23 protein-coding genes and 1 pseudogene are annotated in these 22,225 nt (G+C 65.9%); 13 read left to right on the top strand and 11 right to left on the bottom strand.

Annotation, left to right across the window (positions count from 1 at the left end):
- A pseudogene (locus K5S26_RS17760) lies at positions 1-136 on the bottom strand (leucine zipper domain-containing protein); the annotation flags it as partial.
- 131 nt (positions 137-267) lie between these two features.
- Between K5S26_RS17760 and K5S26_RS17755 the strand changes: the two are divergent.
- The 4 genes from K5S26_RS17755 (at position 268) to K5S26_RS17740 (ending at position 2,884) form a co-directional block, all read left to right on the top strand.
- Positions 268-879, top strand: a complete 612-nt coding sequence (locus K5S26_RS17755; protein WP_221860710.1) for a hypothetical protein — start codon at positions 268-270, stop codon at positions 877-879.
- Positions 880-1,161: 282 nt separating this feature from the next.
- On the top strand, positions 1,162-1,503 hold the full coding sequence (locus tag K5S26_RS17750) for a helix-turn-helix domain-containing protein (protein WP_221860708.1): 342 nt from the start codon (positions 1,162-1,164) through the stop codon (positions 1,501-1,503).
- On the top strand, positions 1,500-2,294 hold the full coding sequence (locus tag K5S26_RS17745) for an ImmA/IrrE family metallo-endopeptidase (protein ID WP_221860706.1): 795 nt from the start codon (positions 1,500-1,502) through the stop codon (positions 2,292-2,294). The genes K5S26_RS17750 and K5S26_RS17745 overlap by 4 nt, the downstream gene beginning before the upstream one ends.
- Positions 2,291-2,884 (top strand): PIN domain-containing protein, encoded by a 594-nt coding sequence (locus K5S26_RS17740; RefSeq protein ID WP_221860704.1) that lies wholly within the window; start codon positions 2,291-2,293, stop codon positions 2,882-2,884. The genes K5S26_RS17745 and K5S26_RS17740 overlap by 4 nt, the downstream gene beginning before the upstream one ends.
- A 127-nt stretch (positions 2,885-3,011) precedes the next feature.
- Here the strand turns inward: K5S26_RS17740 and K5S26_RS17735 are convergent, their stop codons facing one another.
- Positions 3,012-3,584, bottom strand: coding sequence for a helix-turn-helix domain-containing protein (locus K5S26_RS17735; RefSeq protein WP_221860702.1), 573 nt, complete (start codon positions 3,582-3,584; stop codon positions 3,012-3,014).
- A 68-nt stretch (positions 3,585-3,652) separates the two neighbouring features.
- Here K5S26_RS17735 and K5S26_RS17730 point away from each other — a divergent pair, with 68 nt between their 5' ends.
- The 4 genes from K5S26_RS17730 to K5S26_RS17715 all read left to right on the top strand — a co-directional run bounded on the left by K5S26_RS17730 (position 3,653) and on the right by K5S26_RS17715 (position 6,305).
- A complete protein-coding gene (locus K5S26_RS17730; protein ID WP_221860700.1) occupies positions 3,653-4,711 on the top strand; it encodes an alpha/beta fold hydrolase in 1,059 nt (352 codons plus the stop codon).
- 19 nt (positions 4,712-4,730) lie between these two features.
- On the top strand, positions 4,731-5,204 hold the full coding sequence (locus K5S26_RS17725; protein WP_221860698.1) for a mycothiol transferase: 474 nt from the start codon (positions 4,731-4,733) through the stop codon (positions 5,202-5,204).
- A gap of 287 nt (positions 5,205-5,491) precedes the next feature.
- Positions 5,492-5,773 (top strand): DUF3892 domain-containing protein, encoded by a 282-nt coding sequence (locus K5S26_RS17720; RefSeq protein ID WP_221860696.1) that lies wholly within the window; start codon positions 5,492-5,494, stop codon positions 5,771-5,773.
- Between the two features lie 151 nt (positions 5,774-5,924).
- The gene (locus K5S26_RS17715; RefSeq protein WP_221860694.1) at positions 5,925-6,305 is read left to right on the top strand and encodes a hypothetical protein; all 381 of its coding nucleotides are present in this window, start codon (positions 5,925-5,927) and stop codon (positions 6,303-6,305) included.
- Between the two features lie 8 nt (positions 6,306-6,313).
- On the opposite strand, the gene K5S26_RS17710 is transcribed toward K5S26_RS17715, so the two are convergent.
- The gene (locus tag K5S26_RS17710; RefSeq protein WP_221860691.1) at positions 6,314-6,754 is read right to left on the bottom strand and encodes a hypothetical protein; all 441 of its coding nucleotides are present in this window, start codon (positions 6,752-6,754) and stop codon (positions 6,314-6,316) included.
- Between the two features lie 102 nt (positions 6,755-6,856).
- Between K5S26_RS17710 and K5S26_RS17705 the strand changes: the two genes are divergently transcribed.
- On the top strand, positions 6,857-7,483 hold the full coding sequence (locus K5S26_RS17705) for a TlpA family protein disulfide reductase (RefSeq protein WP_308123055.1): 627 nt from the start codon (positions 6,857-6,859) through the stop codon (positions 7,481-7,483).
- Between the two features lie 521 nt (positions 7,484-8,004).
- On the opposite strand, the gene K5S26_RS17700 is transcribed toward K5S26_RS17705, so the two are convergent.
- Positions 8,005-8,346, bottom strand: coding sequence for a histone-like nucleoid-structuring protein Lsr2 (locus K5S26_RS17700; protein ID WP_221860689.1), 342 nt, complete (start codon positions 8,344-8,346; stop codon positions 8,005-8,007).
- A 258-nt stretch (positions 8,347-8,604) separates the two neighbouring features.
- Here K5S26_RS17700 and K5S26_RS17695 point away from each other — a divergent pair, with 258 nt between their 5' ends.
- Positions 8,605-9,180 (top strand): GNAT family N-acetyltransferase, encoded by a 576-nt coding sequence (locus K5S26_RS17695; RefSeq protein ID WP_221860687.1) that lies wholly within the window; start codon positions 8,605-8,607, stop codon positions 9,178-9,180.
- A gap of 207 nt (positions 9,181-9,387) precedes the next feature.
- Here the strand turns inward: K5S26_RS17695 and K5S26_RS17690 are convergent, their stop codons facing one another.
- The 5 genes from K5S26_RS17690 to K5S26_RS17670 all read right to left on the bottom strand — a co-directional run bounded on the left by K5S26_RS17690 (position 9,388) and on the right by K5S26_RS17670 (position 14,092).
- Entirely contained in the window at positions 9,388-10,392 is a 1,005-nt protein-coding gene (locus K5S26_RS17690; RefSeq protein ID WP_221860685.1) for a glycine betaine ABC transporter substrate-binding protein, read from the bottom strand.
- A complete protein-coding gene (locus K5S26_RS17685; RefSeq protein WP_221860683.1) occupies positions 10,392-11,141 on the bottom strand; it encodes an ABC transporter permease in 750 nt (249 codons plus the stop codon). The genes K5S26_RS17690 and K5S26_RS17685 overlap by 1 nt, the downstream gene beginning before the upstream one ends.
- Positions 11,134-12,405 carry an ATP-binding cassette domain-containing protein gene (locus tag K5S26_RS17680; RefSeq protein WP_308123056.1) on the bottom strand — a complete coding sequence of 424 codons (1,272 nt, stop codon included), beginning with the start codon at positions 12,403-12,405 and terminating at the stop codon, positions 11,134-11,136. The genes K5S26_RS17685 and K5S26_RS17680 overlap by 8 nt, the downstream gene beginning before the upstream one ends.
- Position 12,406: 1 nt before the next feature.
- Entirely contained in the window at positions 12,407-13,054 is a 648-nt protein-coding gene (locus K5S26_RS17675; RefSeq protein ID WP_308123054.1) for an ABC transporter permease, read from the bottom strand.
- A gap of 423 nt (positions 13,055-13,477) precedes the next feature.
- Positions 13,478-14,092: a hypothetical protein gene (locus K5S26_RS17670; RefSeq protein ID WP_221860676.1), complete on the bottom strand. Its 615-nt coding sequence runs from the start codon at positions 14,090-14,092 to the stop codon at positions 13,478-13,480.
- 498 nt (positions 14,093-14,590) lie between these two features.
- Between K5S26_RS17670 and K5S26_RS19340 the strand changes: the two genes are divergently transcribed.
- Positions 14,591-15,319, top strand: a complete 729-nt coding sequence (locus tag K5S26_RS19340) for a MarR family transcriptional regulator (protein ID WP_221860674.1) — start codon at positions 14,591-14,593, stop codon at positions 15,317-15,319.
- A 329-nt stretch (positions 15,320-15,648) separates the two neighbouring features.
- Here K5S26_RS19340 and menC read toward each other — a convergent pair whose 3' ends face one another.
- Both menC and K5S26_RS17655 read right to left on the bottom strand, forming a co-directional pair.
- Positions 15,649-16,761 (bottom strand): o-succinylbenzoate synthase, encoded by a 1,113-nt coding sequence (gene menC / locus K5S26_RS17660; RefSeq protein ID WP_221860672.1) that lies wholly within the window; start codon positions 16,759-16,761, stop codon positions 15,649-15,651.
- Positions 16,761-17,642, bottom strand: a complete 882-nt coding sequence (locus K5S26_RS17655) for a GNAT family N-acetyltransferase (protein ID WP_221860670.1) — start codon at positions 17,640-17,642, stop codon at positions 16,761-16,763. The genes menC and K5S26_RS17655 overlap by 1 nt, the downstream gene beginning before the upstream one ends.
- 220 nt (positions 17,643-17,862) lie before the next feature.
- On the opposite strand from K5S26_RS17655, the gene K5S26_RS17650 reads away from it, so the two are divergent.
- Together K5S26_RS17650 and K5S26_RS17645 are read left to right on the top strand one after the other, a co-directional pair.
- Positions 17,863-21,147 (top strand): non-ribosomal peptide synthetase, encoded by a 3,285-nt coding sequence (locus K5S26_RS17650; RefSeq protein WP_221860668.1) that lies wholly within the window; start codon positions 17,863-17,865, stop codon positions 21,145-21,147.
- A 68-nt stretch (positions 21,148-21,215) separates the two neighbouring features.
- Positions 21,216-22,199: an aldo/keto reductase gene (locus K5S26_RS17645; RefSeq protein WP_221860665.1), complete on the top strand. Its 984-nt coding sequence runs from the start codon at positions 21,216-21,218 to the stop codon at positions 22,197-22,199.
- The last annotated feature ends 26 nt before the right edge of the window (positions 22,200-22,225 follow it).

Genomic DNA, 22,225 nt, shown 5'->3' with positions numbered 1-22,225 from the left:
GTGCCCATTTGTCGGCAGTCGGCCACGAGACGCGGAAGTAGCCAGCCGCCGCAGCGACCGTCCACTCCTCGTCGACGACCTTGCGGGCAAGGCGGAGCCGTTGGCGCGGCGTCAAGGCCGCATTAGCGTGAGACACGAGAACCTCCTGGTTCAGAGCGGAAGCGGTAGCAGCTCCACTCTGCCGGGAGGTTCTCGTCACATCACGGCAATCAGATCAAACAACGTCCCTGGGCACTACAGCTAGACGGTGCCGGAACGCTCGTCATCATGGTGACCGACGACAAGGATTTCCTGACGAGCAATGACCCGAAGGTTCTGGACAGCCAGCTTCAGGACGAACTAGAACAGGAGCAGCGAGTCGACATCGTGGAGGCTCTAGAGAAGCTCGTTCAACACGACCACGTCGCGCCCCTCTTCGAGATCCTCCGTGTGAAAGATGCGATGCCGATGACCGTGGTGATTGAACTCGTTGAGTCGGCGCTGGCGCACCTCCAGGGACGCGACCTTGAATCTGCTGTCGGGGTTTACGAGGGCAGTGGCTTGTACACGATCCCAGTCGAGACCGCTCTCGATGACCCCTCCTTCGACGAGATCGTCTTCCTCGAGGACACGATCCAGTTCGACATCTTTCGCGCCTCGGACTCCACTGACCTCACTCTCCGCGTGACGGTGGAGGCCGACTGCAGTCTGGATGGCTACATCGACAAGGGAGAGTATTTGTCGGGCAGCGCTGAAAGCGTTTCACTCCTCGCGGAGTGGAACAAGCATTTCTTCCGCGGCATGGAGCGCCACCGCATGCGCTTCACGCTGAGCGGCGACTTCACTGAGGCGGATGCGGAGAGCATCAGCCTCACTGTCGAGAGCGCGGAGGAACTCTGAAGCGGGGCGGCGTGGCCATGCCAACCTTCAGTACGGCCTACATCCCGATCATCCAGCCCGCCACGTACCTGGGCGCGTCGCAGCAAGATTGCAACGCGATTTGCCGGGTCCTGCGCTCGCACGCGAGCTGACGGGCGCAGGCTTCGGGCTGGGGTGCTTGAGCGAAGGTCGTCCTGAGCCGGAGCGCCGCAGAGGTCGGCGACACCGCCACGGATCCGCGTGCGCATGCGGCGCCACAGGGTCGGAGTGTGAGAGGATGAATAAGGAGAGAGGGCTATTCAGATGATCACTCATGCGTCGCTGGGAGCGCGCTTGCGCGAGGTGCGCGAGAGCAAGGGAATTACGCAGGACTTGGTTCGCGCTGCCATTGGGGTGTCGCAGCCGACGTACTCGCGAATCGAGAGTGGCGAGCGTCCGCTCAAGGGTGACGAGCTCGTCATCCTCGCCGATCGCATCGGCGTTCGCGTGTCCGCTCTGACTGGTTATATCGAGGCAAGCGAGCAGGCTAAGTTCGCGGCACGCACCGACGGTTCGGCGGCGACGATGGACGTGCTTAAGGCGAAGCTGCTCGCGTACTTGGAGCTCGATAGCTACCTGGCTGATCAGGGTATCTCCGCGACGTGAGCAACGAATCCGAGGGCCGACGGCTGGCAACGGAGACGCGTGCGAAGGCCAATCTCGATAGTGCTCCGATCCCAGATGTGTTCGAGTTAGCATCCGCTGTGGCGGGAGCTGATGTCCTGAGCGTGGACGCTCCCGAGGGCGAACACGGGCTGTCGACGGTGAACCCGCACACAGGAGGCATCGTCGTGGCGGTAGCGACCACACCGCACCCGATGCGTCAGAGGTCGACGGTTGCACACGAGCTCGGGCACGTCATTGCGAGCGACCTCGAAGCCGAGGGTTCGTTCACCCCCGGTGATCGCACTGACGCCGAGGTCCGCGCGGACGCGTTCGCGCGCCACCTCTTGCTTCCGCTCGTGGCGGTGAAGCGTTTCACAGGCGAGTCGATCGGAGAAGCGCATCTGTCGAGGCTCGTTCAGGAGTACGGCGTGTCCCCGGCAATCGCTGCGATTCAGCTTCGTGAGGCGCGGCTCATTGACGTGGACACCTGCAAGGCCTGGATGTCTGTGTCGGCCGCGACGCTCGCGGCGCGCCACGGCTGGCTCAGCCAGTACCGCATTCTGGCGGAGGCCTCGCTTCGTCCGCGCGCCCCGCAGCGCCTTATGGAGCGCGCAGTGACGGCCGTCCAGGCCGGAGTCATAGATCTCGACGAAGCCGCGGAGTGGTACGGGCTCGATGCTGCGGATCTCCGTGACGGGCTGGGTATCGAGCTGGCGGCTGAGCGCGACGATGATCTTGAGGACGACTACGGAATTGGCAAGCCTTTGTTCGGCGGTGCGGCTAGTTCGTGAGCATCATCCTTGACGCAGGCCCTGGTCTTACCTTTATGGCGGCGAGGCAACAGAACGTGCTGATCCAGGCTGCGAGTTCACAGCAGATTCAGCTTGCGGTTCCGCAGCGTGTAGACGGAGAGATCGAGGGAAAGTGCCGCGATCCGAAGTTCAGCCGAACTGGCGCTCTGAACCTGTGGCGTCGCCTGAAAGCGGCGCGGCACATCGAGATACTTGAGGATGAGTTGCGAGGCCCGCACTTTGCGCAGGCCATCGCTCGGGTGAGCGGCATGCCGGCGCGAGAACGTCTGCGACAGCGGGAGTCGCTAGGGGAGATTCTGGCTATCGCTCACGCCTCTTCGCTTGCCCAGCAAGGGGTGAATGCCTATGTACTCATCGACGAAGGTGACGGGAGAAGGCGTGCTCGTCGTGAGATTGCCTATCTCCACGGCAAGGCCGCACCCGGCGAGTTGACACTGTGGTCCACCCTGCAGGTGATGCAGCAAGCGGGTGCGTCCGGCTGGGTCGCGAACGGGCTGACCTGGCAGGCGGCGTACGAGCACATGCGCCAGTTCGATGGCGCGCTCGCACCGTTGCCGGCCAGAACCTAGGTGCAAGTCACGCTTGCACCATGACGAGGGTCTGCCGCACTGATAGGTGACGGCTTCTAGTCACGCCGCGAGGGCGACGTCGGAGCCTGAGACGGTTTTCCGGGAGTCCATGGGAACCGTCCGGTTCTCAGACGTGGGTGAGGTGGACTCGGCCGCCTTGCTTGCCGTAGATGGCGATGATCTCGGCGGGAGCGGTCGGATGCGCGTTGCCGATCCAGTGCGGGGTCTTGGTGTCGAACTCCGCTGCTTCTCCCGTCGAGAGGTCGGTCGTCTGATCTGAGAGGACGAGACGGATGCTTCCCGACAGCACGTACAACCATTCCCGTCCGGGATGCGAGTGGAATCGTGCCGGTGGCAACTCGGTGACGGCGGGGTAGATCACTTTGAACGCCTGGAGCTCACCCCGGTTGACCCCTAGAGGGACGAAAGTCAGCCCTTCGCGGCGCACGGGCCGGAGGTGAACACGTGGATCGCCATGCGAAGGTGCGGCGACGAGCTCATCGAGGGGCACGCCGTACACGCGGGAAAGCGACAACAACTGCTCCAACGACGGTCCGATCTGAGACCTCTCCAATCGCGAGATCGTGCTGGGCGTCAGACCCGTCTGCGCGGACAGTTCCGCCAACGTCAGCCCGAGCGCCTGACGGAACGCCCGCAGGCGCGGACCGACGCGCTCGAGAATCTTGGATGAGTCCGTCACTGGTCCCCTCGTTTGCAGATCTGGCACGTCGCTTGCGCATCAACAAATCTAGCCGCAACGCTCGATCCATGAGCAACGCACCCAGCCGCTGGATCTCCCGACGCGCCCGCAGCGCTGCCGCCGTGATCGCAGCGCTTTCGCTCGGCGCCCTCACCGGCATCCCCATCGGCGCCGGCCTGGCGGACGCCCCGACCGCATCGGGAGCCGTCGAGGCGACCTCCGACCGCCACGACGCCGCAACGCGCGACGACGCCGCGTTCAACCGACAGTTCGAGCACAAGTTCGCCACCGTCGACGACGTCAGGATGCACTACGTCACCGGTGGCGAAGGCCCGCCTCTCGTGCTCATCCACGGGTGGCCGCAGACTTGGTTTGAGTGGCGTGACATCATGCCCGCCCTCGCCGAGCATCGCACCGTGTACGCCATCGACCTGCCTGGTCTCGGCGACAGCTACGGAAGCCCCCGCAGCTTCGACAAGAAGACCCTGGCGCAATACGTGCACGGCCTTCTCGTCGACGAGCTCGGGCTCGACGCCGTCGATCTGGTCGCGCACGACCTCGGCGCGGGCGTCGGATTCCAGTACGCGACCCAGTTCCCCGACGCCGTCACCAGCTACATCCACATGGACTACCCCCTCCCCAGCAGCGTCGCCCTGCCGGCTGCGCAGTACCGCACGTTCTCGTGGCACATGAGCTTCAACAGTCAGCCCGCCCTTCCCGAGCAGCTCGTCGACGACCGCCAGGATGTCCGCGAGTATCTCGAGGAGTTCTACACCCAGGTCGCGTTCGGTGGCGCAGCGTTCGGCGGGGATCGCAGCACGCCGCCGTTCACCAGCGCGACGATCGACGAGTTCACTCGCACCTACAGTCGCCCCGATGTCCTCAGCAACGGTTTCGAGCTGTACCGCACGCTCGAGCAGGACCAGCTCGACAACGACGGCGTCACCGTTAGCGTGCCGACCAAGCTCGTGACCGCGACCGGCTCGCTAGCGAGCGCCGAGCATACGATCACGCCGCTGTTCGACGACCTCCGAGAGGCTGTCGAGATCCCGGACTCCGGTCATTGGCTGCCGGAGGAGAACCCCGAGGCCGTCATCCACGAGATCCTGAGCTTCATCCTCGACTAGGCCCACGAAAGGACCGTGGATGTCTCACCGGCACACCGAATCCGGCGTCACCACTCGCGACGACTTCGAAGCGCGCATCGAGCAATACCGTCAGCTCATCCTCGCAAGCCTCGACGGTTTGTCCGATGAGCAGGCGCGTGCCGTCGCCATTGATGGCAGGCCGTCGCTCCTCGGTATCGTCCGCCACACCGCCTACGTCGAGGGGGTGTGGTTCGGTGAGGCGATCACAGGCCGCCCCCGCTCCGAACTGGGCCTTCCCATCGCCACAGCGAACTCCTGGAAGATGCGCAGGACGGACAGCATCACATCAGTGACCGAACACTGTCGCCAGATCCACGAGCACTCGCGCACGAACCTGGCGGGCCGGAACGTGGAGGACGTCGTCTTGGGCAGGTCACCGCGGACAGTTCTGAGTCTCTACACCCATGTGCTCTCCGAGCTCGCGTGGAACACGGGGCAGCTCGACATCCTCCGATCCCTCATCGTGCGATGAGCCGCCGGTCGCCTGGCATCAGGTCGTCAGTGAGCTCGCGTGATAGTGGCCGACCGTGCGGAGCATGCGCCCATCGCCGTGAGGATCCGTTCTCTCGGCAAGATTCGTGAATCGACGGCGCCTTGGTCGGCCAGCTTCGAGCGGCTGCTCGCCAATCACCACCTCAACGTCGGCGTAAGTGTGCGCGAAGGGCTCCTTAAGAGCGCTGATACGGAGCTCCTCCGCTGCTTGAATGGCGGCGTCCTGCACCAATGACGGTCAGGCATTACTTCGTAGGAGAAGAGCACATGGCAATCGAGATCACCCACATCCGCTTCGGCGGTACCCAGCGCACACACGACGAGATCGTCCGGTACAAGTCGCGCGACAACAGCAACGGCAAGACGTACGAGGACGACAAGCCGTCGCTGGTCGCCTGGGTCGACGAGGACGGAAACAACGCCTATGTCGGCAGCGGCAGCAACCGTGTACCCGTCGGAGTCGTGAAGCCGAATGACACCGACCCGTACCTGCGCACCCACGCCGACGGAAAGTGGACGAACAACCTGCTCAGCCTGCCGACGTTCTAAGCGGCAAGGCGACTGCGACGCCGTCGAGGGAAGACAGTTTCCTCTCGACGGCGTCGCAGTGTCAGCTCGGTGAGTCTGATGGGGCGCGGAAGATTCCGTCTGCGGTCAGCCGGCGGGGGTCTGGTCCGCCTGGGCTGAGGCTCTCCTGCAGGTGGATCGACAGGAGACGAAAGGCAGCGAGCTCGCTCGTCGCTTCGGGCCAGATCAGCTGGGCGTCTTCGGCGAGAGCCGAAAGGTGAGCTCCGAGGTCGTCCGTGGTCGTCAGGAAGCTTGCGTGACGCGGAGAGCCTTCCTCGAACACGACCAGCCGACCACTCTCGCGGTCTCCGCTGTTCCTGCCGTCGACGGCTCGGAGGTGCTGCACGAACCTGTCGAAGATGTCGGGAGCGCTATTGTCCATGTGGTGCCTCAGCTGGGGAATGCCGTGATGAAAGTCTACGTAACCGTTATGAACGACTTCGGGCCGCTCAATGGAGTTGTTAAGCAGGTCGCCGAGTATCATCGGAAGCAGTTTTTCTCTAGACCTGAATAAGGTTCAAATCAAACGGTGGGGGATGTGGACGCATTTCTGCTCCACGTCCCGCACGCCGCGATGAGGGCAACTACGACAGCCATCGCAACGTGGACCGTCAGTGAATAAGGTGGCAAGTTCCCCGGTGCCAAGAGGATCGCGGCGAGTGCCGTTACCAGAACTGTTGCGCCCACCTGACTGAACACCAACCAGTGCTCGCGGTCTGCATGACCCTCCCGGGCCTGGCGAATCACCATGCCCATGGTCGCGAGGAGCCCCCCAAGCACCGCACCGACGACGACGCCGACCGCCGAAGCGATGAGCATGTACAGAGAACTGGTGGGGAAGACGGTTCCCCACCAGCCTAGGTACGCGAGGAGCACTGCGTAGCCCAGGCCGAAGACTGCTCCTAACAGCGTGCCCAGCCCGATTAGAGCGCCGACCGAGAAGCGAAAGGTCTGCGGCGCCATATGAGGAGCGTACCCAGGTCGCGTGTCGGTTGGACAGCACCTTTCGCCCGCGGCTTGGGGCGGTGGCGATCAACTCGCGGGCGACGCCCTTAGCATTACTGCGTGAGCGCTCTCGTTCGCAGTTCCTTCGTCCGCCGATCTAGGACGCCGCTTGTCGCCCTCGTTGCCGTGACGACGATCATGGCGTTCTCCGCCTGCGCGCCTGACCCGGTAACTGAGTCCTACCGCAACGGGGAAAACCTGGGCTACGTCCGCGACGACTTCGCCGTTCGCGAGATCGCAGCCGAGCAGCGTGGCGAGCCCGTCGTCTGGTCTGGTACCTCCGACTCTGGCGAGCTGCTGTTAAGCAGCGATCTCGACGGTTACGTCGTCGTGGTCAACTTCTGGTACGCGGAGTGCGGACCATGTATCGCGGAGGCGCCCGCCCTGGAAACCGTCTGGCAGGGCTATCAGGAACAGAAGGTCCGCTTCCTCGGTGTGAACACGAGCAACGAGCCAGCAACCGCTCGTGCCTTCGCGGAGGAGAACGAGGTCACGTATCCCAGCGTCATCGACTTTGAAAATGGGGACGTGAAGCTAGCGTTCGCAGCGGCCATACCCATTAGCGCGACGCCCGTCACGTTAGTGCTCGATCAGAGCGGTCGAGTGGCGGCGCGCATAATTGGCCAACTGGACGGGGCGTCAATTCTCTCCACCGTGGTTGAGAACGTTCTTGCCGAAGCCGGCTAGCGAATGAATACTGCCGACAGGCACGGAGAACAACTTCTCTTTCGCCTGTCGCCAGTACCTGACGTGACGTAAGTCACGACGCTAGCGACATACCGGGTCGCGGCAGACCTTCGTGCCTGTCGCAGACTGTACGTCGCAGGCCAGACGTCTGCGAGGGTCAGCACCTCGGTTCCCAGTCAGTCGGCGCGGGTCTGGAAGCCGACGATCTCCCGCTGCGGAGTCAGTCCTTACGTCAAGGAGTCCTCCTCACGCGGGTGTCGTCATTGTTGGCCTGAGTCGAGGATGTTGGGCTGCTGCGGGGTTGCACGGCTGAGCAGGGGCTGGGGCTCTACTCGAGGCCACGCGAGCTTTGACGGTCTGGGCCGCCGCGGCAAGTTCGCCGACGAAGTCGCCTATCCGCTGGTTCTGCACTATCTGGGACAGAAGGACAAGTCGGTGGCTGAGCGAATCTCGCGCCGAAATGAAGAACCGCCTCCGCTCACCAGCGCATGGATGCGGGAGCGGAGGCCGTTCGCGGGCGCTTAGTTGGCGGCGTTGTATGCGTCGAGGATCGACTGCGGAACGCGACCACGCTCGGAAACGGTATGGCCGTTCTTGCGTGCCCAGTCGCGAACTGCGCTGAGGTCGACGCCAGAGTTACGCTTGCGTGCCGAGCGAGCAGCCGGTGCGTTGGCGGCACCAGCGCGACGACCCGCCTTGATGTACGGCGCGAATGCCTCGCGGAGCGCTTCGGCGTTCTGAGTCTTCAGATCGATCTCGTAGGACTTGCCGTCGATAGCGAAGAGGACGGTTTCGCCTTCCCCGGGCTCTAGGACAGATTCATCGAGATCGTCAACGAGCTGGTGGATTACCTTGCGAGCCATGCTGAAAAGCATATATCTCTGGGCCCGCGGAGGTGAGCGCCAGTGTGTCCCACTCGAATCGGTCTAGAGCGGGTTGAGTCAGGTCGCCCGACGCCGTCGAATGATGGCGAGCAGTTCCTCGCGCTGCCTCGGATCAGTGGGGGTACAGTCGATGATGGCCGGCTCCATTGGCGACTGTGCGGCGGTCCAACCGACGGGTTCGGTCTTGGCACGCCAGGTGGGCCGAGGGCAGGTCGCGTGATCTTCCATACTGGGCCTATGCGCAGTGACGTTACAGGCGAAGACGGTACTCCTCTGGTGGCGATTCATCGCCTCGATCCGGCGACACATGCGGATGACGCGAACGCCTTCTTCGAGGCCGCAGGCCTCGGCCGTCCCGTCCGTCCGAATGAGCCGAACGCGCAGTTGCAAACCCTGGCATACCAGGTCGATGGCGAGGGTGGGATCTTGGGCGCGGCGTACGCCATGTCACCGTCTCAGGCCGCGGAATCGCTGTACTTCGGCGGGATGACTCGAGAGGACGCGTTTTCCATCGCGACACGGATCGTCGGTATCGAGGCGGTCTACGTCCACAGGGATCTCCGCGGCCGTGAGTTCGGCAAAGACCTCATCGACGCCGTTGAGGAGCAGGCTCGGGTGGGCGGCATCGAGTACCTCATCGCCCACGTGGAGGCCGATGCTCCACGCCTGCACGAGTTCTATCGGTCTCTGGGCTTTGTAGTGAAGGCCATCGGCGACCCTCTGACCGTCGAAGGCACGCCCTTGCCGTTCACTGAGGACTACTTGGACGCGGTGAAGGTCCTCGTCGGCTCGCCGACGGTAGCTGTCCGTTAGGCCTCGCTCCGTAGGCTGCGCTTCCGGCTTCGGTTCTGGACACATTCATCGACGGAGAGCGCGAGCACGTCCGTCGACATGACCTGAACGTCGACGTGATCGCGGACCCGTCGAGGGAGAACGGGGTTCCTCTGCGCAGCCTCGCCGCACCCGACTCGATGAGCATGATGGGGCGGCGCTGCATGTTACGACTGTGAGAGACGAGAGTCAGGGTTCGCTGATGAAGCCCTGCTCAACCATGAAGTCGAAAGCGACGTCGGCCGGCAGCTCCCCGCCCTCGTCGACGCGCAGGTTCATCTCACGCAGAGCCTCATCGGTGAGCACCTCCGACACGGCACTGAAGATGTCGGCAAGCTCGGGGTACTGCTCGAGCACGTCGGTCCCGAGCACCGCTGCGGCGTTGTATGCGGGGAAGTAGCCCTGGTCGTCTTCCAGGATCGTGAGGTCGAGGCTGTCGATCCGTCCGTCCGTCGTGAACACCTCGCCGAAGTTGCAGGCGCCACGGTCGGTCGCGGTGTACACCGCGCCGATGTCGTAGATCGAGATGTTCTCCTCCGGCATGGCGTCGGACTCACCCCGCGGGATGCCGTAACGCTCGAGCATCGGTCCCAGGCCGTCGGCGCGGGAGTTGAACTCGGCTTCCACGCACAGCGTGCGATCCTCGACGGGGAGCGCGGCGAGATCGCTGAGCGTCGCGACGCCGTCGAGTTCCTCCACGGCCTCCGAGCGCACCGCCATCGCGTAGGTGTTGTTCAGCGGCGCCGGCGGCAGCCACGTCAGGCCGTGCTCTGCGTCGGCGTCGCGCACCGCCTCCCACTGCTCATCCTTATCGGGGTTCCCTTCCTCCTCGCCGAGGAAGGTGAGCCAAGCGGTTCCCGTGTACTCCCACGTCATGTCGGCGGTTCCCGAGATCATCAGCTCGCGCACGGGCACGCTGCCTGGGACGTTCGTCATGTCGTTCGTCTCGAAGCCGGCGGCCTGCGCGGTGAGGACCCCGATCTTGCCGAGGACGAGCTGTTCGGTGAAGTTCTTGCTCGTGATCGTCAGCGTCGCCCCCTCGGGGAGGCCGTCGATCGGCTGGATTGAGCCGGGAGCGGACGCCGGGGTGTAGGCGGTGGCCGACTGGAGCCCGCAGCCGGTGAGGGCGAGGAGCCCCGTCGCGGCGATCGCGGTCGCTCCGAGGAGGCGGGACGACATCCGTCGGCGACGCATCAGAGTCCTTTCGGGCGAGCGACGTGCTCCACCACACGGCCGAGCCAGTCGACCGTGAGGGCCAGGAGCGCGATGAGCAGCGCCCCGGAGAACAGCACGCCGAAGAGGTACAGGTTGATTCCCGTCGTGATGAGGAGGCCGAGGCCACCGCCGTTGACGAAGGCCGCGAGGGCCGCCGTGCCCACGAGCAGGACCAAGGCGGTGCGCACGCCGGAGAGCATCACCGGGACGGCGAGAGGCAGCTCGACCCTCCACAGCACGGCGGCGGAGGTCATCCCCATCCCGCGCCCGGCTTCGACGAGGCGCTCGTCGACGCCGCGGATGCCGATCATGGTGTTCCGCAGCACCGGGAGCACCGCGTAGAGCACGAGCGCGATGATCGAGGCGGTGAAGCCGTTGGGCACGAGCGCCGCGAAAAGCACGATGAGGCCCACCGCCGGTGCCGCCTGGCCGAAGTTCGCGATCGCGAGGATCGGGCCGGCCGCACGCCGCACGGGCTTGCGGGTGAGCAGCACGCCGAGCGGGATCGCGATGACGAGGACGAGCACAGCACCGACGAAAGTGAGCGCCAGGTGCTGACCGGTGAGGTTGAGGATCGAGCCGGGGTTCAGCGTGTTGCGCTCGGTGTCCGAGATCGGGGCCACGGCGAGCCATACGGCGAACGCAGCGACGAGGGCGGCTATCACCGCGATCTGCAGGCCGAACTGCCGCCACGCGTGCGCGCCGGAACGTGTGCGCGACTCAGCCATCGACCGCGCGCTCCGTGGGAGAGGCGGGGATGGTGCCGATGACGCCGGTGTTCGTCCCCACGGGGGCATCGGTCGCCCGCTCGCCCATCGCGGTGCGGGCGGCGGTGATGGCGTCCATGACGGTTTCGACGTCGATGACGCCGACGAACGCACCGCCGCGGCCCGTCACCAGCGCGGCCCCCGCGCTCGAGACCAGCATGGTGTCGAGCGCGTCGTTGAGCGTGGCCCGCGCCCCGATGACCGGCAGGGAGGGGTCGAGCGTGGTCGGCAGGGTCGTCATCCGGCCGAGGGCGCGCAGCGACGGCCAGGCCAGCGGACGTCCGCGCTGATCGGTCACGACGACGTGCCCGTGCTTCTCGCTCTCCGCACGCGCCTTCGCCTCGGCGGCGTCGCCGCCGGCGGGCACGGTGATCGCGTCGGCGAGCTCGACCTCGTTGACGCGGCGCAGGCTGAGCTGCTTGAGCCCGGCTCCCGAGCCGATGAAGTTCTCGACGAACTCGTCGGCGGGCTCGGCGAGGATCCGCTCGGGGGTGTCGTACTGGACGATCTGCGCGCCCTCGCGGAACACGACGATCCAGTCACCGAGCTTCACGGCCTCGTCGAAGTCGTGCGTGACGATGACGATCGTCTTGCGCACCTCCTGCTGGATGCGCAGCAGCTCGTCCTGCAGGCGCTGCCTGGTGATCGGGTCGACCGCTCCGAACGGCTCGTCCATGAGGAGCACGGGCGGATCGGCGGCGAGCGCGCGGGCGACCCCGACCCGCTGCTGCTGACCACCCGAGAGCTCACGCGGGTACCGGTCGCGGTAGTCGGCGGGATCGAGCGAGACGAGGTCGAGGAGCTCGTCGATGCGCTTGTCGACGCGTTCCTTGCTCCAGCCGAGCATCTTGGGCACGAGCGCGATGTTCTGCGCGACCGTCATGTGGGGGAACAGCCCGCCGGCCTGGATCACGTAGCCGATTCGTCGGCGCAAGTCGTCGCCGTTGATCGCGGTGACGTCTTCGTCGCCGAGGATGATGCGCCCCTCGGTGGGCTCGATGAGCCGGTTGATCATCTTGAGCGTCGTCGTCTTGCCGCAGCCGGAAGGCCCGACGAGCATGACGACCTGGCCGGCCGGGATCTCGAGCGTGATGCCGTCGACGGCCGGGGTCTCTTGGCCCGCATAGCGCTTGGTGACCCCATCGAGGCGAATCGCCTTGCCGGTGATCTCCACCCCGGCGGCTGGGGACGTTGCGTGATCACCGGCGGAGTCGGCGGGTGCGATGTCAGACACGGATGCCCTTCGATGTCGTGAGCCGGCCCACGCCGACGAGGATGAGGTCAAGGATCGCGGCAAGGATGACGACGCCGACCGTCCCGGTGATGATCGACTCGAGGGAGCCGGCGCCGCCGAGGCGCGAGAGCCCCTGGAAGATGAAGCCGCCCAGGCCCGGGCCGAGGACGAACGCCGCGACGGCGGCGATCCCCATGACCATCTGCGCGGAGACGCGGATGCCGGCGAGGATGATCGGCCACGCGAGCGGGAGCTCGATACGGAAGAACGTGTCCATCTGGCTCATGCCGATGCCGCGAGCCGACTCGATGACGCTGCGCTCGACGCCCCGCAGCCCGACGATGGCATTGCGCAGGATCGGCAGGCTTCCGAAGAAGACGATCACGACCACGGCCGGAGCGACACCGAAGCCGAGCGGCGCGATGAGCATGCCGATGAGGGCGAACGACGGGATGGTCAGCCCGACCGCGCTGACCGCATTGGCGATGCTCGTGCGGGTCGGTCCGGTGTAGACGAGCGCCGCGATGAGGATCGACAGCGTGGTCGCCACGATGAGCGACTGGACGACGAGACTGAAATGCTGCGCCGAGGCGAACAGGATTTCTCCAGCACGCGAGGACACGAAGTGCCAGAGATCCACAGTATTTTCACTTCGCTTCGTCGGAAGGGTCATCTCGCAACGCGGCCCGAGGCCCCGAAGGCTGTTGGCGAGGATAGCCAGGGAAGACCCCCGTTGTCGAACTCACCGGGTGAGCCTGCAGCGCGGTTCGAGCCGGCGAACGAGTGGTGCGAGAACGCACGTCAGGTGCCGGTGCGGCGTGTCACGGACCCGGCAGCTGCGTTCCGGCATGAGCACGCGCATCCGATCGCCGGCCTTTCTCGACCAGAGCCCCAACGTCCCAAGGAACCGCGACCGATCGACTCTCGAAGGTTTGTGATCGACTGGTCCGGTCGGTCCGTGCATCGAGGGGATGGGCGACCCGACATCGGGCTGTCCGGCGGCCGCGCTGTGTGAGCAGCACTGACATTCTGGGCAGGATGGCCGCTGCTGTTCGCGTGGGCGTCACGAGATGATGCCGAATGCGTTCGGGCCGACGTGTCCGCCGAGAGGCGGCGCGTTCCCGACGATGGTGGGAACTTCGCGCAACTCTCGCGCTTCGTTGTGGCTCATGGGAGCGGGCGGCACCACTTTGCCTCCAGCCGGCAGGGCGATCAGCCGGCCAGGATATGCGGCGCGGACGGACGCGAGCACTTCTCGAGCTGCCTCGGCGGGGAGCACCTCGGGATCGTACACAGCGGCCTGGATGAACAGATGACCGATCTGAAAAGAGCCCACGTTCACACGGCCGGTGATGCCCACACGGCCGGTGATGCCGCTGCGCTTATTTGCTCCGAACGCGAGGCCGAGCGGCGAGTTGCTGGCAAGCCACTGCTGCTTGTTTACCATGCCGAGCTGCACGGTGCCGGGGGCGAACGCGTCCCTGTTTCGGTAGAAGGCGCTCCACACTCCGGGTGGAGCGATGAAGCCGGGCTGCTTCTCGTCGAAGGCGGTGCGGATGAGGGTGGTCTTCACCGCCCACTTCGTCAGAAGCGTCTGAGCCTCGAGGCTCAAAGCGATCGGCCGGTCCCTGGCCAGCGGGAAGATCACGGTCTTCGCTTCGCGGTCGATGTCCTGCATCCAACCGTTGTTGCACTTCGCGCACACTACCCACACGCGTTCGTCGAACGCGGTTCCGTACCTGGAGCGCTGTCGTAGGCCAGCGGGTCCCCGTGACTCGTAGTCGTAGAAGTTCTCTGTCTTGAACTCATTGCGCCAGTGATCTGGCAGGAGGTGTTCGCGAGTTCGTCCCATTGCACCGCACATGCGGCACGGTGCGTCCTTCGAGCTCACAGCGCCCTCCGATCTCGCCACCGGCGAATCCGTTCCTCGGGCATGCTTCGTGCGACCCGGCAACAGTATGGAGCCGCGCAGCGGCATGTCGATACAGCTTCTGTTCTCGTCCTTCTGAAGGCGTCCGGAGCGGAGCACACCCCTCCCGCCTGTTCGCCGCCGGTGTCAACGGAGACGATGCTGGACATCCACCTGTCGGCGATCCTCGATTGGGGCCCGTGATCGCGGAGCCAGGCATGGCCCCGACTCCTGCAGGTCAACGCAACGGTGCAGTAAAATATCAAAATGGACAGGGCGTCTTTGACCGCTCCCGAAGTAGCTGACGTTCTCGGCATGTCGCTCACCGCAGTCCATCGCATGCTCGACTCAGCCAGCGTCCCCTCCTGTGGGCGGGGGAAGTCTCGAACCGTACCTCCTTCCGTTCTGGCTGCGGAGGTGCGTCGGCGTGGTGCCACGCCGGAGAAACCTCTCGGTCACACCCGGGCGGAGATGCTTGTGCTGGCTGCTCTCGCGCGTTCGCCGCTCGGAAGAGACAGCGCGCGTGAAGTGGCCGCTCTCGCGGGAGTCAGCCCGACCACGGCGTCCGCTGCGCTCCAGCGACTGCTTGCACTCGGGCTTGTTTCACACAACGCGGAGAAAGTGGCTCGGGGTCGAGTGCGCAGCATGGACAGGTGGCGCGCACGCCAACGCGCGTGGGATGGGTCGCTGGTGCGTGCGGTGCGGAGAGTGACTCTGCCCGAGCGGGAGCAGACGGACGCGAGCGATGCCGTACCGCGAAGGTTCCATCATCTGTTCTGGAACGCGAAGCCTGTGCGCCTCAGTGCTACGCAGGATGGCGAATACATCGCTGGGCGGTTGCTCGACGCTGATGACGTGGGAGCCTGGGCATGGGTGTTGGAGCACATCGGGAGCGATGACCTACGCCGTGCGCTCTCGCGCCGCGGCGTGACCGACCGACAGAGAGCTCTCGTTGACAACTGGCTCGCGGAACCGGGAGCTGACCGTCACCGATGAGCAGCCACACGACCGTGACGGGAAGTTCGGTCCGAAGTCGCCACGCGATCCAGGGGCGGCTCACCGACGGCGTCACCACCGTCGAACACGTACTTCCGGCTGCCACGGCTCGCGCGTGGCGCACCTTTGTGCCTCACGTCACGCAGCACGCCTGCCGCGCCGTCGGGACTGCGAGCGCCGTGCGCCTGCAGCAGCACCGCGTCAGCCGAGACGTCAACCCAGGAGTCCTTTTCTTAGACCCCAGTTGTCAAAGAGTCGACGGTGTCAGATGAGGACGGACGATTGACTGCTCTGTCACGACTGGCGCACAGTCGACGCAAGGAGCGCCGTCAGCCACGCCGATTGAGCTCTTGCACGTGCGTGGTGACGCTGGCAAGTACGTCGGGCACAGGAGCAACCCCAAGCCCCGCGCCCTGAGGGACGTCCAGATACCCGTCATCGAGGACGAAAGGATCGGTGATGTCTGTGGCGTAGTAACGGTCAGATGCCGACACATCGCCTGGCAGCGTGAAGCCAGGAAGTGCAGAGAGGGCGACGTTCCCGGCGCGGCCGATGCCGGTCTCTAACATCCCGCCGCACCACACCGGCACTCCCGCGGCAGCGCACACGTCGTGGATGCGCCGCGCTTCCAAGTAACCGCCGACGCGTCCGGGCTTGATGTTGATGATCTCGCAGGCCCCCATCGAGATGGCGTCGAAGGCGGAGCGAGCCGAGACGATCGACTCATCGAGGCAGATGGGTGTCTTCAGCGACCGAGCGAGGTGGGCATGCCCTCGCAGATCGTCTTCGTCGAGTGGTTGCTCGATCAGAAGGAGGTCGAACGCATCCAGGCGGGCGAGATGGCGGGCGTCTCCCTGGGTGTACGCCGTGTTCGCGTCGACTTGAAGGAGAAGGTCGTCACCGAAACGTTCACGCACCGCGCGGACGGGGGCGAGGTCCCATCCTGGCTCGATCTTCAGCTTGATGCGCTGATAGCCGGCAGCCAGATACTGCGCGACGACATCCAGCAGCTCGGGCACGGAGTCCATGATCCCCACGGAGACACCGCTCGGTACGCGACGGGAGACAGCACCGAGAGAGGAAGCGAGGGACAGGCTGTGAGTGCGCAGTTCCGCATCCAGCACGGCACCCTCGAGCGCCGCCTTGGCCATCAGATGACCCTTGACCCCGGACCAGAGCGACGCAAGAGTGTGCGCGGTGACATGCTCGGCGGCGAGGAGCCGAGGCACCAGATGGCGACGCAGGACATCTTCCGCGGATTCCACGTACTCCGATGAGTAGCTTGCGTCCGCGCCCGCGACGCATTCCCCCCAGCCCTCAGCCTCGTCGGACGTCACCTGGACGAGGAGAGCCGTGCGCTCGTGCTCGACGCCAAGCGAGGTGCGGAAAGGTGCCACGAGGGGGAGGCTGATCCGATGCAGGGCGACTCTCTCGACTCGCATCAGGCTGCTGCCGTTTCCAGCACGTAACCACCCAGGCGACGATCGAAGTCGACCAGATGCGCCCCGCCGTCGATCAGCCCGCCCAGGACATCGCGCACCGCGCGGCGCCAGTCTCTAGCGACATTGGGGTTCTCTCGGCGCAGATGTTCGATGTCGCGGGGCACGCAGACCAGAACGATGGGACCCCCGCCCCCGCGGAGCACCGGCCTGTCATCATCGATGTCCAGCATCGGTCGTGGAATGCCCCAGCGGGTCTGAGGACGCCCCTGATCGCAGGCGGCGACCGTGCGCTCATCGGCGAGATCCCATCGGGCAAGAAGCCGGTCGGACTCGTCGTCGCCGTTCACGCCGTCGGGAAGCCTACCGTAATGGTCGACGAGATAGCTGCTCGCGGTCGCACCGAGCTTGCGGATATTGAAGTGCGCGTTGCGCGCGATCAACGGGTCGAAAGTCCAGGTGACGCTCGATACACCGCGCTCCAGCGCGTGCGCGCGCTGATCGAGCTTGAGGGCGTAACCAACGGCGCGGCCGTGATGCGACCCACGAATGCCGGCGATGTGGCTGTGCAGCTCGGCCCGCTGAGGAGCGCTCCACCATGCCAGGCAGGCCCCGACGAGGTGCTCGGCGCCGCCTTCCCCCTCGAACGCTCCCGCGGCGTAGCTGCCGCCGTCCGACATCGCTCGGATCACGTCCGCGCTCAGGGGCGGGCTGTCCTGCGGGGTGCGCCAGACCTCCGCGAGAAGCTGCTCGCAGGCCGAGCAGTCGGCGAGGGAGGTCAGACTGCGGACAGTGACGTCTGCGCGTTCCGCGGCGCGCTGTGCGCTTCGTCGAGCGTCCATGCGGACGGGGGAGGGATCATTGCTCACCTGCTCGATCTTCACGGTGCCGTGAACGGGAATCCGACGGACACGGTGAACGTTCATGGTGCGTTCAACCCGGTGACACGAACCTGATACCGGGTTCTGGTGATCCTTGCTCCTCGTGAGTACTCCGTCTTCGTCCCGCGCTGCCGTGGCCGTCTATCGCCGATCGATGGCGTCCGCGTCGGGCAGTGATCTGATCGATGCAGGCGGTCGCGCATTGCGGGAGGCGGCAAGACGCTTGGACCGCGAGGTCTACCCGGTGGTCAGGCACTCCGATTCTCGGGGCGCGACGTTCGCGCTGGCGTCGGGCAGTGATGGCTCAGAAGTCCGGCTGTGCCCGGAAGGCCCGAACACCGTTCGCGTCGAGGTCGCCGTCCCGAACGGCGACGTGTGGCAGCACTCCAAGGCGGCCGTCGCAGAGATGATCGGCGAACTGCTGGCAGCGGCGCTCACGCACCCGGAGCGCGCCATGGAGGACGCCGAGGCGATGTCCGCGCAGACGAGAACGCAGGTACTGGGTCCGCTCGCGGGCACGGCGGTCGAGCACGGCACATACCGCGGAGTGGTCGAGCGGATCGTCACGGCTGCGGGCACGTCTCCCACCTCGGTCGCCGTGCACGCAGCGGACACGACCCTCACCTACGCCCAGCTTCTATCCGCGGCCGAGTCGCTTGCGTCGTCCTTGGCGAACACGGTGCCCTCCCGCGGAACGCTGCTGCCGGTGCTCGTGGCAGACGGAGCGGCTCTGCCCGTCGCCTGGTTGGCGACCATGATGGCCGGCGCCGCCTATGTGCCCGTCGACCCCCGCTGGCCCGAGAGTCGGGTAGCCGAGGTACTGGACCGGCTCGACGCGCCAGTGGTGCTCACCTCCAATACGCAGGACGTGCCTGCCGCTCACCGCGAGCGTGCCCTCGTCGTTGATCTCGCAGGTGACAGCCCCGCCGACACCGAAGACATCCGGTTCCCCGCCGCCGACGACGTCGTGTACGGCGTCTTCACCTCGGGCACCACGGGCGCCCCGCAGTGTGCGGTGAACCTGCACGGCGGGCTCGCGAACCGACTGTCTTTCATGGACGGCTGGTTCGCCGCGAGCGACGGCGTGGACGTCGTGCTGCAGACGACGCGGCATGTCTTCGATTCCGCTTTCTGGCAACTGTTCTGGCCGCTGACACGCGGGGGCGCCACCGTTGTTCCCCCCGTTACGGAGAACCTCGATCTGGCGAGCCTCCTCGACCTCATCGAGACCCACGGTGTGACGGTCGTAGATTTCGTTCCGGCGGTGCTGGGCGCGCTGCTGCGCCTCATCGAACGCCGCCCAGCGATGACCGAGCGTCTGCGATCGCTGCGTCACGTGATCATCGGGGGCGATCGCATCGATCCCCGCGACGCGCATCGCTTGCGTGAGATGCTGCCCGGGCTCCGAGTCAGCAACGCCTATGGTCCGACCGAGGCGTCGATCGGCATGATCTTCCACGACGTCACCGAGGACGACGGCGAAGAGATCCCTCTGGGCCGGCCGATCGACAACTGTGTCGCGGTCGTCGTAGACGTCGACGGTCGTCCGCTGCCGCCGGGAGCGACGGGCGAGATCCTGATCGGCGGTGCGTGCGTGGGCGCCGGATACCACCGGGCGCCGGAGCGAACCGCGTCGCGGTTCGTCACCCCGGCCTGGAGGGTTGTCCTCGACGACGGCACGACAGTCACACGCATGTATCGCACGGGCGACCTCGGCCGCATCGATACCGCCGGGCGTTTCCGCTTCAGCGGCAGGGTCGACCACCAGATCAAGCTGGACGGTGTGCGGATCGAGCCCGCCGAAATCGAGGCCGTGGCACTCGGCCACGTCGGGGTGCGCCAGGCGGTCGCGCTCGTGAGTGAAGAGGAGGGAGCACGGGAGCTCCTGATCTTCGTCGCAGGCGACGTCAAGAGCGATAAGGTGCTCGCCCTGCTGCGGCGACAGCTGCCCAAGGGCAGCGTGCCACGGCGGTGTCTCGTCGTCGATGAGCTCCCGCTGACTGCGGCAGGAAAGACTGACCGTGTTGCGCTGACACGACTCGCCGTGCAGCAGCCGACACACGGTGGCGTCGAGAAGTCCGATCCGATCCTGGCCGCCCTCCGGCGATCCCTCAGGATGCCGTTCCTGGCCGCAGATGATGACGTCTTCGCCGCCGGCGCGACCTCTTTGCAGGTCGTCGGCGCCGCTCTCGCCCTGGAGGACGAGTGCGGCGCTCATGTCGGTGTGCGTGACATGGTCGATCACCCCACCGCTGAGCAGCTGAGAACGCTGATCCATCGACGGCGCAGCGAGCGATCCGCGGAGCCCGACGTGACGGCCCTCGTCGAGGCTGATCTCCGCGCCTACGCCGGTGCATCGAAGCGCCGCCCGTCGCCGCATAGAGCTCGCCACAATGTCGGGACCCTGCTGCTCACCGGCGCGACCGGCTTCGTCGGGGCCCGTGTCCTGCATCAGCTACTGCTCGACACGGATCTTCACGTGGTGTGCATGGCCAGGGGCGCCGACGCGTCCGACGCGGAACGGCGAGTCCGGGACGCGCTGTCGGGACAACAGCTGGCCGCGCCGGGGTTTGCCGAGCGCGTCACGACGATCCCCGGTGACCTCGCTCGACCTGCGCTCGGGCTAGAGCCCTCGCGATGGGGCTGGCTGATCGAGGAGTCCGACGTGATCCTCCACGTCGGAGCGATGGTCAACCTCGCCTACGACTACCGGATGCACCGCGAACCGAACGTGCGCGGCACTGCGGAGCTCATCCGACTGGCCGTCGAGGCCGGCGGCATCCCTCTGCACTACGTATCCACGCTCGGGGCGCTGCACGATCACGCCCTGCTCACCGGTGAGGTCATCCACGAGGACGTGGATATCGCCGAGGTCACCCCGCCCACCGGCGGGTACAGCCTCTCGAAGTGGGCCGCCGAACGCGTCCTGGCCGCCGCTGCAGACGATCTCACTGTGACGGTGCTCCGCCTGGGAGAGGTCATGCCGGCGGCCGATAACAGCGTGCCCAATCGCACGGCCCTCACCTCCCTGCTCATAAACGCTTTCCGGCGCCTGGGGATGGTGCCCGATGCGGACATCCGTTCCGATGACAGCCCGCTCGACACCGTCGCGCGTTCGATCGTCGCCGCGGTCCAGGACCCCGAAGCATGGGGTCACGCCCTTCACCTCTTCCGGCCGCAGAGCATCCGGTTCGATGAAGCGGCCGGGGAGACGATCAAGCGCGTGTCGTGCGTCGAGTTCATCGCGGCTCTGCGACGAGCTGGTGCCGCGGGAGATGCGGAACTGGGCATGTTGCACGACGTCATCAGCCTGCGTGGTGCTGTCGACCATGAGGACGAAGCCCGCGCGGTGCTCGAGGGACTCCTGCAAGACAACCCAAGAAGGTTCTCCCGCTACCGCGCGGACCTCCTTGAGCGTCGATGGGGTATCCAGTACGCGCCCGGCGCCGAAAGAGCACCGATCGCCCGAGGGGCGCAGGTCGTCGGCGCTGTGCCTGCGGGGATCTAGAGCTCGGCTCCGTCGCGCAGCGACGTCGGATCGAGCAGCACAGGACTCAAAAGGACGAGAGGACTCAGATGAAGCAGCGCACGATGGGAAGACTGGGCTGGCGGGTCGGCGAGATCGGCTACGGGATGTGGGGGATCGGTGGCGGACCGGGCGGTTTCACGGGCTGGGACTACGACACCGCACCCCTTGCACTGGACGAAGCCGTCGAACGCGGCTGCACCTTCTTCGACACCGCGTGGGTGTACGGCCGGGGCGAGTCCGAGCGGTTGCTCGGAGCGCTGCGCAGCCGTCATCCCGAGCGAGAGATGCGACTGGCGACGAAGATTCCTCCGCTCAATCGCGAGTGGCCGCCGCGCGCGCAAGACACTCTCGACGACGTCTTCCCCGCCCAGCACGTCCGGGACTACACCCTCCGCAGCATCGAGAACCTCGGCGTCGAGAGGATAGATCTGCTCCAGTTCCACGTGTGGGAGGACCGTTGGGCATCGCAACCGGGTTGGCAGGACGTGGTGGCCGGGCTCAAAGACGAGGGACTCATCGGCGGATTCGGCATCAGCGTCAACCGGTGGGAGCCGACGAACTGCTTCGCCGCGCTCGACACGGGGCTGGTCGACGCCGTCCAGGTGATCTACAACGTGTTCGACCAGGCGCCGGAGGACGAGCTGTTCCCCCGGGCCGCTGAGGAGGACATCGCCATCATCGCGCGGGTCCCCTTCGATGAGGGGTCGCTGACCGGGACGCTTCGAGCGGACACCGTCTTCCCGGACGAAGACTGGCGGGCGGTGTACTTCGGCCCGGAGAACCTGCCTCCGACGATCGAACGTGTCGAGGCACTGCGAAGCGTGGTGCCGGAGGGGTCGACCCTGCCCGAGCTGGCGTTGCGCTTCATCCTCCATCACCCGGCCGTCTCGGTGGTGATCCCGGGTATGCGTAAGCCCCAACACGTGCACGCCAACCTCGCCGTGTCCGACGCCGCCCCGCTGCCCGCGGACGTTCTCGACGAGCTCCGAGCTCACCGTTGGGATCGCACACCCACGGCGTGGTCGATGTGATTCGCCGTCCTCTCGCCTGCATGACG

Origin of the sequence: Microbacterium marinilacus (genome assembly GCF_019753765.1) — a bacterium.
GTDB lineage: Bacteria > Actinomycetota > Actinomycetes > Actinomycetales > Microbacteriaceae > Microbacterium > Microbacterium marinilacus.
The sequence above is the reverse complement of the archived record's forward strand: the minus strand, read 5'-3'. Positions and strand labels throughout refer to the sequence as shown.